Below are 426 nucleotides of genomic sequence, written 5' to 3'. Positions count from 1 at the left end.
ACCCGACTTACGGCGGCTTCGAGCCGGCCCAGTTCAACAATGACTACAGCCAGTCGCGCGAGGCCCGCCATGATGCCAAGCGCGCCGCGCTGGACTACGCGCCGTGAGCCGCGCCCCGCTGCCGCTGCGTGACGATCAGCGCCTGATCTTCGCGCTCGACGTGCCGGGCCGCGACGAGGCGCTGGCGTGGGTGGACCGGCTCGGCGACGCGGTCTCGTTTTACAAGATCGGCATGGAGCTGCTCGCCTCCGGCGAGTACTTCGACGTGCTCGAGGCCCTGGCCGCGCGCGACAAACGCGTGTTCGTCGATCTCAAGTTCTTCGACATCCCGGCCACCGCCGCGGCGGTGATCAAGCGGCTGTCGCAGTGGCCGGTCAGCTACGCCACCATCCACGGCTGGCACCCGGCCATGATGGAGGCCTGCGC

Annotated in this window: 1 protein-coding gene; it reads left to right on the top strand. The window is 69.2% G+C overall.

The annotated features are described in order from the left end of the window. Positions 1 to 103: 103 nt before the first annotated feature. The coding region (locus AC1DN0_RS41560) for an orotidine 5'-phosphate decarboxylase / HUMPS family protein (RefSeq protein ID WP_477146680.1) at positions 104 to 426 on the top strand (323 nt) is incomplete at its 3' end.

This window comes from Cupriavidus sp. 05N39, assembly GCF_056397325.1.
Note: the sequence above shows the minus strand (reverse complement) of the source record. Positions and strands in the feature narration are given on the sequence as shown.